Origin of the sequence: Pleionea sediminis, assembly GCF_007570825.1 — a bacterium.
Lineage (GTDB): Bacteria > Pseudomonadota > Gammaproteobacteria > Enterobacterales > Kangiellaceae > Pleionea > Pleionea sediminis.
This window is the reverse complement of sequence record NZ_SUNB01000005.1, coordinates 112526-126185: the sequence shown is the minus strand read 5'-3', so window position 1 is coordinate 126185 and position 13660 is coordinate 112526. Positions and strand designations below refer to the sequence as shown.

Sequence of the window (13660 nt, the reverse complement as noted above, 5' to 3'; positions counted from 1 at the left end):
GGCCATAGGCGCCTGCCAGAAAATGAGCGATGACCAATGTCCGAAGTCAATCCCAAAGACCAGAGTAACAGTAATAAGCCTGTTAGTTCTTCAGTATTCAATTGGCTAATTCCTGTCGTCTTATCCGTGGGATTATTCATGGTTTTAGAAAGAACCATTGGTGAGAACTGGTCTTTGCGGATAGATATGCTTGTCGCATGTGCGTTGTATGTCGTTATTTTAAAAACGTATCAATACTTATTCATTAAAAAAAGCACAGAGAAAGGAAGTGTAGAACCTCATCCAGCCTACAGCTGGCCCCTGCCTGGCCCTTATAAGAACTGGGGAATATTGGGAAAAACCATACCTTACATCACTTTCTATGGTTCAACTTTATTGACATTATTCAACCCTTTCCTACTGGTTCAACAATTTCGGATGATTTTGGGGCAAAGCAAAACAAGTGTCCGAGTCAGTGCGATGCGCGCAGAAATATCTAACTATAAGACTAAAGTAAACTATCGGCTGCCTGTCGATGGAGAATGGCTTGTCTATCATGGTGGTCACACACCTAATACATCACATTCCTGGGACGTATTAAATCAACGCTATGCGTATGACTTTGTCAAAGCTGACTCTGAATACAATCGACATTCTGGCAAAGGAAATCAACTATCAGACTACTACTGTTATCAGCAACCGATCCGAGCAGCAGCGGATGGAGAAGTCATCTCGGTAGTCAACAATATTGGCGATGCGCCTTTTGTTGGTTACATGGTCATGGACTTTCTTACGCGAGGCATTGCAGGAAATCATATCGTAATTAAACATGCAGAGGGAGAGTTTGGCTTTTACGCTCATTTAATTAAAGGAAGTATTCCACTTAAAAAAGGCGATAAAGTTAAACAAGGAGAGCTTATTGGCTTGTGTGGTCACTCTGGAAATTCAAGTGAACCTCATTTGCACTTTCACCTACAAGACACATCAGACTTTTTCAGCGCTATGGGCTTACCAATCAAGTTTGATAATATACGAATCGATAATACATACGTCGATAAAAATGCGATTATTACTCGAGGAAGTCGTGTCGAATACTCTCCGGTATAATAGCTTTTAAGCTTGACACCCTAGAAAAAAGAGCACCCATAGAAATTTAAGTCTTCGTTCAAATTATCTTTTATTAGGGTGCATATACGTCACTTTACACTCTAATCTTAAACATACTTCGCAGAGCCCAAAAGCGTGAGCAGAAATACGCTATTGATAATAAAATATCAATATGAAGTGGCGCGACTTAAAATATAAGTGACCCAGTCCTTTTAACTCTGTCTTTCCATTTGAGTCGTGTTTTCTCTATCTGCATAATCCTGGTATGCAGGTAAAGCAATAGCAGCCAAAATACCGATTATCGTAATGACAGGAATCACGAAAGCCGCAGCCCAAGTACCTCCATTATTGGGTAATGGTTTAGGTCCAAATTGATTAGAGCCTTGAGTGCCCGGCGCAAATAATACGTATAATGCAAAAATAATATTAATCACAGGAATCAAATTGATAAGCCAATACCAACCAGATTTATCTAGATCATGTAAGCGCCGTATTTGAACGATGACTAAGGCAACAATCAAACCTATATAAGTAATAACAGCAAGTATCATTCCAACAATCTCCAAACTCGGAATCGCCAAAAAACCGCCGCTTAACCCGAATGGAATGATGAAAATACCATAGTAACCACCGGCATAAGCCAAATATCTCACCCGACCAATTCTTTGACTAACGTTAAAGAACTCCATTTTTTCACACACGTCGCCATTTAACTTGGGGTTTGAATCAGGTGATTGGTAAGGATTTGCGTCAGACATAGAGCCCACTATAAATTTTATACTTCGTTTAGAAAAAGTAGACTAAAAGTCGACATTACTCAAAGCTTCATCACACTAAATTACTTAAGTACTAAAGAGTTCAACAAAGAGAAAGCTAAAAGAAATTCTCTTAATCCCAAAAAGATATCCCAATGAGTGTTTCATCAATATCTAAAATCTCATTAAGTCAATAATTTAGCTCAAAATTTTCATAGTTTTTGCACATTTCAACTTTAGAGTAATTTCGAACCTCCTTTCGGCAGTCCAACTTTTTCCGGAGGGCAGTTCAAGAGTGATCTTTTTACTAAAAACGTCAATTGAAACTTAATTGGCTTTAATTCATTTCACTAACGTTTAAAAAAGGTTGACGAATGAAAATAAAAATACAAAAGACAATTCAAACTTTCGGCCATCTATTTTTTTCTATATGCACATTGATATTCTTGTTGCCAACTTATGCAGATACTTATTCACCAGGATGGAAAGCAAATGGTGTCACTAACGACCTTCGTTTTGACCAGGTATATTATATCCAACCGCATAATACCTACGACTATGGCAGTAGTCTTAAAAGTTGGCTAGAAAAAGGTTATCGATCTGTAGAGCTCGATGTGATCGATAAAGGAGATTGGGAAGACAACGATGAAGGTCCTTCTGTTAGTCACGGTATGTATGCGGGCAATAAAAATTGTAGCGCTGCGGATGATGATCGACTGGGACACTGTTTTACAGATATCTTGAATTGGCTTGATGAAAATCCAAACTCGGAACCCTTAGCCATAGTGGTTGATATGAAAGCCAGCTGGGACCCCGCCTCTGCCTGGAAATCTGATGAACTCGTTTTGTTAGACGATTTTATTAAAGGCTACCTCGGCGACAAGTTATACACATACGGTGACTTAATACAACACTTGGATACCGGCTTTAGTTCTGACTATCGTACAACCCTGAAAAATATGGGGTGGCCAACAGTTGAAGAGCTAAGAGGAAAGATTATTGTGATTCTCACAGGAGGTCATTACAGTGATGCAAACAATCGTATGGGAAAGGCTTTGGAGTCTCGCGATAAATATGATCAAGCAACTTTCTTCTGCCCCTATATTGGCACCGCCGATCCCGACGGGTTCTCAGAAAAAATAGATAGTATTTCTTCATCCAACTCAAAAAATTTCTTCTGTGGAAATGTCGAACTCGGCGATCACTACCAAGTCACTGCAAATCGTGCGAATGAATACAAACAACTCATGCATGTATGGGGTGGCGCGGGAGATTTTAATAATACGGATTATGCCGCTACCTACATTGGCGTTGCGCATGGTACGTCTGTATTGAGTTGGGATCTTGATGAACCCAACGATACACCCTGGTGGGCCAGTGAATATATTCCTCTGGTAGGCGAACGTCGTAGTTTACCGGGTTACTTTATGATGAAATCAGTTTTCAATGGAATGTGTATCGACGTACATGCCTATAACTATTCTAATGGCGGCACCATAAGCCAATGGACCTGTAATGGTCAGCAAAACCAACAGTTTGTCTACACCGCTGAAGGACAACTACGTCCCAGACAAGCAAACCAATATTGTATTGATGTTGACGGCGGCAAGGCCGACAAATGGGAGAAAACACACCTCTGGGATTGTGATGGTGGAGATTCCGAGAAGTGGCGTATACGATTAGAAGGTGACTTTAAAAATCTCTCTAATGGCGGTGGGTATTGCATTGATATTCCTGCGTACAGCACCACGATTGGTACACAATTACAAACCTATCCATGTAACAATGCTTCCAATCAAAAATGGATTTTGGAAGCCGTTTCGGACTGGGAGCAAAGCGATTTTTAAGGGAAGGTTATTGTCTTTAATAGTAGTGCTCAATTAGAGCAATAAATCATAAAGCAATTTACAGAGATGTTTGCAATCAAAACAGAAAGAAGCAAAGAGTATTAAAGCACTGCTATCCTATTTATATCGGATAGCAGCATTTCTACAGATTGTAATTCAATATTCAATCAAGTATAAATATTGATTAGATTTACACCCTGCCTATTTCAACTTAACTTTTTTACTAGCAATCGAGTCACACAGAGGTACTAAATCTTGTTCTTTAACGCTAGATTTAGTGAAATTACTCACTATTTCGTTTTCCACAGCTAAATCATAAGTCGTATCATTGATTAGTGTGGAGTGCCATACAACATTGAGCTTTTTATTTTCTTTTGTAAAATCATATCTATCTTGTCCTATCAGAGGAAAGTCTTCTTCCTGAAGAGTAACTGGCATGTTTGAATCTTCTGCTAAATCTAAGTAATCCAAATACTCATACTCAACGCCAATACTGTACTCTTTACCAGAAATATGAGTAAGCTCAGCTTCATCATACTCATAACAATTTTCAAATGACTCAAAAGAATAGCTTTTAATTAAACCTTCTGAAATATAGGCGTACAATGTAAATGTCATTCCTTCAATAGATATTGAAGATTCCCATGAGCCTGCTATTTTTGACCATGGATCAGTCGATCCATTATTGTTATTTGAATCTGAACAACCAGCAACAACAATACTAGCGGCTAATACAGAAGCTATAGATAATTTTTTCATTCGTTTCCCTATACAAGATTAACTAAAAATTCGCGAGCATTATCATTTACTTGATGTAATTTAATCTTGGTAATAATACATACAATCGATGTGAATCGTGCGTACCAAATAGACGGCTTTGTTAAGGACTCGTTCAGGAATGTAGGAATATTAATATTGAACTATATTAAGCTTGCTTTATTTAGCGACAATTTCAGGACGCCCATATATATCAATCTTCGCTTAAAGGAGTTCATTTTAAAGGTAGAAAAAATGCAGGCCTACAAATAAATCAATCTCCTGAATTTAAGACATGGGTGTTGCGGTGTTTTATTGTGATGTTGACAGATGAAACAATTTAGTGCTTAATAAATGCAAACTAGCACAGTTATAAGAAAACAATTAGCCTATTTTATAGAAAAACCGACTTCATTGTCGGTTTTTTTTTGCCTGAATTTTCTTATATGTGATATCAGCGGAACTGCCTAGTCAAGAGTTGTAATTTCCAATTATGAACTATAAGGAAGCTATTTACATGCTAGCATTAAAAGGTAAAACAAAACGCACTCTACCCCTCAAAAAAATTCCTGATTCACAAAAGTCAGATAGTCAAAATCAAGCACTCGACACTCAAGACAAAAATCGGTCGCAAGATTCGCTAAGAGAGAATACTCAAGTTATTCGCCAGCCCAAACTTAATACAAAAGTCGAACAGTCCGATACTCAAACAATTGTACAAGTGAATAATAAGACTCGAACTCGCTCACAAAGCCAGGTTTCTCGCTCTTCAACTAGAAGTACCATTACTATTAATGATCGTAGCGATATTGCGGATCTTATTTTAGCGAAACGTAATACATTGGTGCATCGTACAGAATTATTGCCTTTTCAAAAGTTCTCTCCTGGTACAATTGGTAAGCCAGGTCACTTTTCATTGGCCGGTAAAGACTTTTCTAATGTTATTTTAGTTAACAACAATTTTAGCTTCGATTTGCACTGCTATTATCAAACTATTGCATTTCACGATGCCTATCAGGAAGAATTAAATAAAGGTATTTCTAAAGAAAAAGCATTATTACTCGCTCAAACTTACGCTAATGACAAAAACAATATTCTCAGAACAGCAGAGAGATACAGGAGTAAGTCTCTCTCCCCAAACAGCCGCAATGCTATCGCTACGTCACTTCGAACAGGTAATCTTGGTGATTATGGCGGCGTCATTCTATCTGGTCAGAATGCCGACACTAATGCGAATGATCCAATCAGCAACAGACTTAAGCCTTATCGAGCGCAAGGAAAAGACCGCGCCAGTCAATCTGTCCTAATTGACATTAAACTAGCGGATGGTCGATCAAGTCATGGTTCTGGTTACTTAATTAGGCCTAATGCAATTCTAACTTGTGCTCACAACATTGAGGGCAATATTAGCGATAAGGTTTTTATTGGCGATAAAACCTATATAGTAGCCCGCTCTGTCAAACCAGAAGGACGCTCAATTGAGGAAACTAGAGGTGATAATGATTTAGCAATCATGTTCCTTGAAACGCCAGTAGATGGTGTTGAAGATATCAGCTTTAGTGCACCGAGCGGAAATAAAAAATTAGAATTGATTGGTTTTCCATCCTTAGCCTCCGCATCTATTGTAGGGCAATTTGGAGATGCCGGTGATCGCGTACAAGAACTTGCTAAAAGACTCGATGCACTCGATCTTAACCGAGAAATTAACTTAAGCACCTGGAATTCCATTATCGATGTGGCTAGAAAAGCATTAGACGAAAGTTTCGGTACTGACATAACGGAGGCTTTAAGTGATTTTTTACCGCAAGGCGAAAACCTGAGTATCTCTAAACTTTTATCCCAGGTTGAAAGTCGAGCTTTCAAAGATCCCGAATCAATGGGTATCATAAAAAAGGATATGACGATAGAAGAATACATAGACGAAGAATACATTGGTAGCGAATTGAAAGGTATGGCTATTCGTTTAAATGATGGAACTTGGGGCGAGATTACAGGCGTCGAGACCAAAAATAATATAATCTCCAGATTGACTATTAAGTCATTCGATAGTGCAAATATCGAAAATATTGAGCGCGAAATCATCAATAAAGACAGGATTAATAACTCTAGAATAATCACTAAATATGAGGAAGATAAAGCAGGAACTATCTTTACTTCAATAGTACAAAATAAAGATAAAATTATGGAAGCACTGACAAAAGCGACCTATCAAGTAGCATTTCGAGAGTCCCTTCAAAATAACGGTACGAACAAACTATTATTCCATAGTTCAAGAGAATTTGATGAGAATTCAGCTAACGATCTTTCATTCAGGCATGGAATGGATGCGGTTGATGGTAACAGTGGGAGTCCAATATTTCAGGGAGACAATATTGTTGGCGTCCACGTTCGAGGCGAAAGTAACAGTCACAATGTAGCTATGTCACTTGGTGGCGCTCATCAAAAATGGATTCGAGAGGTTTTAGAAAACATTAATCAATAAGATTTTCTTCGAAAAAATGGCATGGATTTCCCGGTATTTTTTCTTTAAAGTTTACCACGCATCTCTTGCTACAGAATTATTAGACCACTACAAACAAGACCACATTATTAGAACGTGGCCTTTTATTGAAGAAATTCATCAACTAAAATTTGTGATCTACCTGTAAGAAAAACTCAGTACCCACAGCATCATATTGACCTCGATCGAAAAATGGCCAAACACCGTAGGTTGAATCATACGGAGGTTTCTCATTATCGATATTATTGACAACCATTCTGATATTGGTGAATCGATCGAGCCGATATCCTAGAGTCGCATTCCAAACCACCCACGGATGAATACGAGCAGTTCCTGCAAAGTTAATGGAAGTGCCTTTTCTGAACATTGCTAAAGACGAAAACCAAGAATCAGAGTTCCAGGCAACAGAGGCATTCGTGCGGGTTCTAATTTCTGGATTTAACGGGCTATCGCGATAATTTCTATCCAGGGTGTCTGGATCGGTTTTATCGTCTTGAACTTCTGTTTTCAAGATATGAGTGTAGCCAACATCAAATAAAAACAGGCCAAAATTATCCGTCTTTAAACGGTATTTTAGGGTAGAGTCAATGCTGGCTTGACGACGCAAAGCAAGATTAAAAGGCGGTGTTTGTATCGAAATAACATCGCCATCGAAGTCGGAGTTTGTATCGCTGCTTCCACGTATTATTGAGTTGAATACCCATTGACAAAACTCACTGTTGGGATCAACGATTGCGCCGGTAGAAAAGTTCTCGCCGCGATTACATTCTGCTTCCCATCGTAACATTTCTGTGCCAGATAATCGTTTTGTAATATTTTTTAATTTGATGTAGTGATAATCTAGTGATAAATAAAGATTTTCGGTGGGCTCATACACGATACCAAAGTTATAACTTGCACCGTCTTCTTCTTTGAGATCTAAGTTGCCTTGAAATTCACTGTTAAAAAATTCACTATATTCAGAATAACCTAATGTATTATTACAATCTTCATAAGAGTTACCATCTACATTGACACATTGGTCAAAATCAACACCTATACTAGTTGATATGCTTTCATCTGCGAATAACATATGTAAACCGGGGGCTCTGAAGCTGGTTCCTGCACTCGATCTGAGTAAAAGGTTATCTTGCGGCCTCCACTCTAACCCAAGCATAAATGTTTTTGCATCGCCGACGTTTGAGTCATCACGATAATCATCGAAGCGAGTTGCAAAGGTTAAATCTAAATTACCAAGTTGGCTTTCTTTTATTAACGGTACATAGAATTCTGCGCCAAGTGCGAATTGATCACGATCACCACGACCTCCGGAAAATCCCCCACCAAACCATTCATTATTGAGTGAGCGAGCATCAGGATTTATCGCATAGCTCTGGGAGTTGAATTCAACCACACTGAAAAACTGTACAGGACCGGTGCTCAGTGTCATTAATTCTCCCGATAGCTCAAAGCTCGATGAGAAAACATTTGAAGTATTTTTTTCAACTTGATTACCAATTAAAGGGGATAATTGATTGGGAGTAAAATAAGTATAAATATTTCCAGCTGGGACATCACCTGACCCAATGACAGGGTAGCCAAATTGATAGTTAAGATTAGTCCCGAGGAAAAAGTTATTGATCTCTTCAAATATGAACTGAGGGGTGTAACGGTCATAGGTATAGCGGTTATAATTTATAGCGGCTTGATAATCAAAGCGGCTGAATGCTCCATTTAATGAAACTAAAAATACCAAGTTATTTTCGTCATATCTTACATCTTGAGGTCCAGTTTCCTTCGGACTAAATACTCGTTGGAAATAATTAAATTCGCCGTTCCAATTGCCCGCACCATCATTACCCAAATAATCTGCGCCCCACCACATGCGGAAATTATTCGATTTAGCCCGCATCGTTAAATACATTAAATCAGCACTCAAGGTCGTGTTGCCGATATCTAAATCAACATGTCCAAAAATGGATTTACTATCTCGATAATTTCTTATAGTTTCATCACCCGCGGCATCGCGACCGCAATAATATCCTCTATTTTCATGATACTCATAAGAAAGTTCAGGATGTGCATCACACGAAGTTGAACTGGGGGGGGCGATATAATTGCCGGTGAAGTTATCATAATTAAGAATGGTTCGCTCGAACAATCCAGAGGGATTGGGACCATCGAAGACTGAATCGAGTTCTTTACGGTCTTTACCAAATAGTGGTTCTCTCCGATCCCACTCAAAACCAATATTGGCGTTGAAGCCTCGTTTTAACCAACCGGTTGCACCATTTAACTGGAAAGATTCTCCACCGCCATCTTTGGTATCGCCTACTCGTGCGGATATTTCAAAGCCATCAATATCTTTACGCAGAACAATATTGATAACTCCTGCAATCGCATCAGAACCATAAATCGCAGATGCACCATCAGTTAATATATCAACTCGTTCTACGGCGCTGGTGGGTACGGCAGCAAAATTAAAAAAGCTGTCGGTATTATTATAGGGAGTGGGATAGTTGGCCATCCGCCGACCATTGATCAAGACGAGCTGACGTCCGGGTCCAAACCCTCGCAAGTTCAAACTTTGTGCATTGGGGGTATAGCTGTTGGCAAATAGCTCCCCTTGAGCTTCACCAGTCGCAATAGTTAGGCCTTGGAGTGCTTCATAAAGATTGGCGTGTCCTTTGATTTCCATATCCATACGGGTCAAGGAAATGATTGCGGTGGAGCGTTCGTCTTCAGTTCGTTTAAGCTGCGGACCAGTAACGATAACAGACGTGCTCTTGTCTAATTGCTCGCCGTCTGTGTCGGATGACCACGCTTGATGACTTACTGTAAAGCAAGCAATTGTAGTTGCGAGTACAACTTTATGCGTTGCCGCTGGCAAAGGTCTTTTTTTGACCACTATTTTCCCCTCCCCAGAGATATGGTGCTTTAAAAGTAAACTGGAATCCCAAGACGATATAAATCGGCTTATGTGAACATAATCAGAGCTCGTGATACAACTTTTTAAATGGCTTTGTTGAATATTCACATTCTGTGACATTTCTCACAGTTAATAGCGATTAATATATAAACAACTTAGATACTCGGGGCTTTAGGGTCAGGATAACTTTTCACATTTCAAATAACTTAATGCCTGATCTTTCGCCGATTTAACGGACACATTAATTGATGGGATAGAATATCCTACAGAGGTTGTGTTAATGAAAAAGAAACAATGACGAAAGTTTACTCAAGAGTTTAAATTAGAAACGGTTAAGTTAACTGGGAGTTCGCGAAAATTCGATGGAGCAGATAGCTCGAGAGTTAGATATCACTTCAACAATGCTTTATAACTGGAGAAGGAAATATGAAGCATCAGAGTTGAAGCCAACAAAGGATAGCCCACTGACTGCAGAGCAAAGAATAAAGCAATTAGAGCTTGAGAATAAAAACTTTGGACGTTCTAGTATTACTTTTGAACATCCATTGTAAACATCTTAGTTCCAGACATTGGTGTCCCAATGATTATCTTTATACCCCTATCAATTATTTGATGATGCATAGCGAGCTATTTCTCTTTGTGTCGCTTCTGCAGGGCAATTACAATTATTACATCTTTCAACATTACCCGGATTGACTGTCTCACATGCCTGACAAACCCAATTGTATCCTGGACCAGCCTCCTTTTTATTACCAACTTGTTTGCTCAGTGACTTATATACAAATACCGTCAAAAACGCATTAATTACTAAAGTAAAAATTGAGGCTACAGCTAGAATAGCAAATCCAGCACCAAAGGCTGCTGCGTATGAGTTAACACCGAAGCTTAGTATTAAAAGTACAATTAATGCCGCTAAAACAGAAATCAGAGGAGCACATAAGAGCGTTAAAATTAAAGGTGATAATCCATCTCTTCTTAAGTTCATAAACATTAAGCATATAACCAAGCTTTCGATAACGACTACTGCAAACCCGCCTAGTATAAATCCCATAGCTTCTTCCTCAACTATACTGCAATCACTAACGCGAAGAACCCAAAAAACTCATAAATACCAGTTCTACTCATAGATAGAAAAAACAACTCAATAAACAAAACAATATTCATAATTTAAAATATAGATCTCCAGATACCTTTTTAGTTAGCCGATTGGTTACAGCTAAAGTCGTTTTTTGGGTAAGCAAAGTCTCCTGTACACATTTGAAATATAGACGATAAGTCTTCTCCATTAAACTCCAGTAAATCGAGAGCCATACCTTCATGTACTTCATAGCCTTCTCGAATTTCGTATTTTCCGTTACCATTTATATCAGTGACCCGATCAATATACTCACATGTAGGACGTGGATTTTCATCACACTCGCAAAAGTACGGAGTGAAATTTAAGTCAGTATCCATTATTACTTTTTGATAATCACCATCGAGAATGGTTCGTTTGTACTTCTGACCAAAGACAAAATCCCTTCCCCAACTTGGTTCGCTTTTAGTTTTTGCAGAAACACTAAAACACTGTTCAATCAAATACGCACCACCTCCTAAAGGCCACTTATTTGTAACTGACTCGAACTTCGGATTAAATTTATCGGACTTAACTTCATTATAAAAGTCATTCATTCTTTTATCGTATCTGGAATATTTATCAATCGCCTTTGTATATAGACTTATCCCTTGCTCAAGATAACCAGAGTTTAAAGGTGAATCCGGATCCAACTCTGCTTCTTTCGCATTAATTGCTTTCAATCCAGTACACTTTCCAGCATAGGCCAACTTTAGCCACGGACGATATCGTTCAACATCGATTTTTTCAATGACTTTACCTTTGGCTTCAAGCTTTTCTACTTTGTACTCCTTGTTATCATAACAAACCAACGAAACATCCTGCCCTTCTCTAGGTTGTATTTCATTTCCATACAAAATTATGAAAGCATCTTTTGCTACACCTACTTGAGCATATAAGATAAGAAAGAGTATAAATATCTTTACTAATTTCACTGATAACCTCTAGACATAAAATTTCTGTAAAATAAATACTAGTCGATAGTTTAAAACCCAGTCAAAATGTAACGTTTGGCCAAACCAGAAATTATGATCTTTATTTCTGATGAAGAAAATCCAGAACTCCATAAAATTAAGTCAAAAATTTTAAGTTTAGAGGATATCACCGCGAGAAAGGTGTGGGTATTCTAGTTATTTTCTTCTTAGTTTCAGACGATTTCTCAACATTATCTGCCTCATTTTTTTATGATTTTCTAATCGCAAAATATTATCTTTTGCTTCTAGAGGTGAATCATTTCTGCTCTCAAAGGTATTAGAATAAAAAAGCTTGATCCGAAAGCTAATTCGATCTTTACTCCTGAAGCGTTGGGTAAAAAACAATCTTGTATTATCCACACCCTTTTCCGTAGTCGGGCAAATAAAATAAAAACAAATGAGATTTACCAGGCCACGTGATTTCCCTGAGTTTGCATTACTTTAGTTTTTTATCTTGCTGTAAATTGCCTAGTGAAATAAATCTTAAACCTTAAAAATATTAACTAGAGATAAAAGGTTAACTAATAATGAATAAACATTTTTACACCGTTGCGGCACTATCCATTAGCGGACTTCTTGTTGGTTGTACACAACCTCCACCGGACATTAGTGCTCTTGATCCGGTTCCGATTGAGTTTGATTGTGATGAGACACAGCTCCTAGATGTTCCAAGTAATCCTGGCCAAAGAGGGCCTTGGGCTGTTGGTTCAAAGACCGTCCAAATTGACGGTTTAATAACTGAAGTTTGGTACCCTGCAGCAGCAGGTAGTGAAGCGAATCAAGAACCAACAGTTTATGACTTAAGACAATTCTTGCCCGATGCAGACGCGGCTTTGATACCTGATGATGGTGGTTTGGATCAGGTTTGTGATTGCTATGAAGATTTGCCCCTCGACACAGCACACGGACCTTATCCGGTTATTATTTTGGTTCATGGTACAGCCGCATTTAGAACGGCATCTCTTCCTATTGTTACTCACTGGGCAAGCCGTGGCTTTGTTGTTTTAAGCGCAGACAATCCAAACATTCAATTGAAAGATGTAAAAGAGAATTTCCTTAGCGTACAAAATGCAAATCAACCGCAAGATACCATTGACATTATTGATGTCCTGCAAGAAACTCGCGCACCCCTTGAGTTTCTCAAAGGTTATATCGACATCAATAGAATTGGGGTATCGGGTCATAGTGCAGGCGGAAACGTCGCAGGTTCTTTTGGGTTTGTTCCTGGCGTTCGAACAGTCATTCCATTAGCTGCTGGCGGTTCTTCGGAAGGAGAATACTTAAAATCGTCAATGATCGTTGGTTCTGAATTGGATGGTGTCGTCAATCATCGACGACAAATCGATGGGTACGCTTCTTCACCAGCGCCAAAAAGATTCGTTGCTATTGGTAACACAGGTCACTTAATTTACTCCGAACTTTGTTCTCTCGGGGCAGAGCAAGGTGGCTTAATTCCATTAGTTGAAAGCTACGGTGTCGATGTTAACGGCGTGTTCAAACGTTTAGGTACTGATGGTTGTGGTAATCAATTCTTGCCGTCTGAAAAAGGTTGGGAATTAATAAACTACGCGACTACTGCAGCGTTTGAGGAAGTACTTCAATGCAACGCTGATTCAGCAAGAGCGTTTGATGATATTGAAGTTAGATTCCCACAACTTATAAGTTTTGAGCAAGAGTAATTGTACTAGCGTTTTTGCACTGCAGGTTTGAATTTACAACA

Annotated in this window: 10 protein-coding genes; 5 read left to right on the top strand and 5 right to left on the bottom strand. The window is 38.7% G+C overall.

The window, feature by feature from the left end; genetic code table 11:
• The first annotated feature begins 36 nt into the window (after positions 1-36).
• Entirely contained in the window at positions 37-1086 is a 1050-nt protein-coding gene (locus FAX86_RS17220) for a M23 family metallopeptidase (RefSeq protein ID WP_144394721.1), read from the top strand.
• Positions 1087-1298: 212 nt separating this feature from the next.
• On the opposite strand, the gene FAX86_RS22795 is transcribed toward FAX86_RS17220, so the two are convergent.
• On the bottom strand, positions 1299-1844 hold the full coding sequence (locus FAX86_RS22795; RefSeq protein WP_144394720.1) for a DUF805 domain-containing protein: 546 nt from the start codon (positions 1842-1844) through the stop codon (positions 1299-1301).
• A 371-nt stretch (positions 1845-2215) separates the two neighbouring features.
• Here FAX86_RS22795 and FAX86_RS17210 point away from each other — a divergent pair, with 371 nt between their 5' ends.
• A complete protein-coding gene (locus FAX86_RS17210; protein ID WP_144394719.1) occupies positions 2216-3688 on the top strand; it encodes a Ca2+-dependent phosphoinositide-specific phospholipase C in 1473 nt (490 codons plus the stop codon).
• 201 nt (positions 3689-3889) lie between these two features.
• Here the strand turns inward: FAX86_RS17210 and FAX86_RS17205 are convergent, their stop codons facing one another.
• Positions 3890-4447, bottom strand: coding sequence for a hypothetical protein (locus FAX86_RS17205; protein ID WP_144394718.1), 558 nt, complete (start codon positions 4445-4447; stop codon positions 3890-3892).
• 514 nt (positions 4448-4961) lie between these two features.
• Here FAX86_RS17205 and FAX86_RS17200 point away from each other — a divergent pair.
• Positions 4962-6926, top strand: coding sequence for a trypsin-like peptidase domain-containing protein (locus FAX86_RS17200; RefSeq protein ID WP_144394717.1), 1965 nt, complete (start codon positions 4962-4964; stop codon positions 6924-6926).
• A gap of 142 nt (positions 6927-7068) precedes the next feature.
• On the opposite strand, the gene FAX86_RS17195 is transcribed toward FAX86_RS17200, so the two are convergent.
• Positions 7069-9831, bottom strand: a complete 2763-nt coding sequence (locus tag FAX86_RS17195; RefSeq protein ID WP_164503647.1) for a TonB-dependent receptor plug domain-containing protein — start codon at positions 9829-9831, stop codon at positions 7069-7071.
• A gap of 383 nt (positions 9832-10214) precedes the next feature.
• Between FAX86_RS17195 and FAX86_RS17190 the strand changes: the two genes are divergently transcribed.
• Complete coding sequence (locus FAX86_RS17190) at positions 10215-10403, top strand: transposase (RefSeq protein WP_144394715.1); 189 nt, start codon at positions 10215-10217, stop codon at positions 10401-10403.
• 50 nt (positions 10404-10453) lie between these two features.
• Here the strand turns inward: FAX86_RS17190 and FAX86_RS17185 are convergent, their stop codons facing one another.
• Together FAX86_RS17185 and FAX86_RS17180 are read right to left on the bottom strand one after the other, a co-directional pair.
• Positions 10454-10903: a hypothetical protein gene (locus FAX86_RS17185; RefSeq protein ID WP_144394714.1), complete on the bottom strand. Its 450-nt coding sequence runs from the start codon at positions 10901-10903 to the stop codon at positions 10454-10456.
• Between the two features lie 143 nt (positions 10904-11046).
• Positions 11047-11901: a hypothetical protein gene (locus FAX86_RS17180; protein WP_144394713.1), complete on the bottom strand. Its 855-nt coding sequence runs from the start codon at positions 11899-11901 to the stop codon at positions 11047-11049.
• 566 nt (positions 11902-12467) lie between these two features.
• Here FAX86_RS17180 and FAX86_RS17175 point away from each other — a divergent pair.
• A complete protein-coding gene (locus FAX86_RS17175; protein WP_144394712.1) occupies positions 12468-13619 on the top strand; it encodes an alpha/beta hydrolase family protein in 1152 nt (383 codons plus the stop codon).
• Positions 13620-13660 lie beyond the last annotated feature (41 nt).

Bases quoted from the DNA above. Each gene is read 5' to 3' on its own strand.
- FAX86_RS17220 (WP_144394721.1), top strand. From the start codon at position 37: ATGTCCGAAGTCAATCCCAAAGACCAGAGTAACAGTAATAAGCCTGTT.
- FAX86_RS22795 (WP_144394720.1), bottom strand. From the start codon at position 1,844: ATGTCTGACGCAAATCCTTACCAATCACCTGATTCAAACCCCAAGTTA.
- FAX86_RS17210 (WP_144394719.1), top strand. From the start codon at position 2,216: ATGAAAATAAAAATACAAAAGACAATTCAAACTTTCGGCCATCTATTT.
- FAX86_RS17205 (WP_144394718.1), bottom strand. From the start codon at position 4,447: ATGAAAAAATTATCTATAGCTTCTGTATTAGCCGCTAGTATTGTTGTT.
- FAX86_RS17200 (WP_144394717.1), top strand. From the start codon at position 4,962: ATGCTAGCATTAAAAGGTAAAACAAAACGCACTCTACCCCTCAAAAAA.
- FAX86_RS17190 (WP_144394715.1), top strand. From the start codon at position 10,215: ATGGAGCAGATAGCTCGAGAGTTAGATATCACTTCAACAATGCTTTAT.
- FAX86_RS17185 (WP_144394714.1), bottom strand. From the start codon at position 10,903: ATGGGATTTATACTAGGCGGGTTTGCAGTAGTCGTTATCGAAAGCTTG.
- FAX86_RS17175 (WP_144394712.1), top strand. From the start codon at position 12,468: ATGAATAAACATTTTTACACCGTTGCGGCACTATCCATTAGCGGACTT.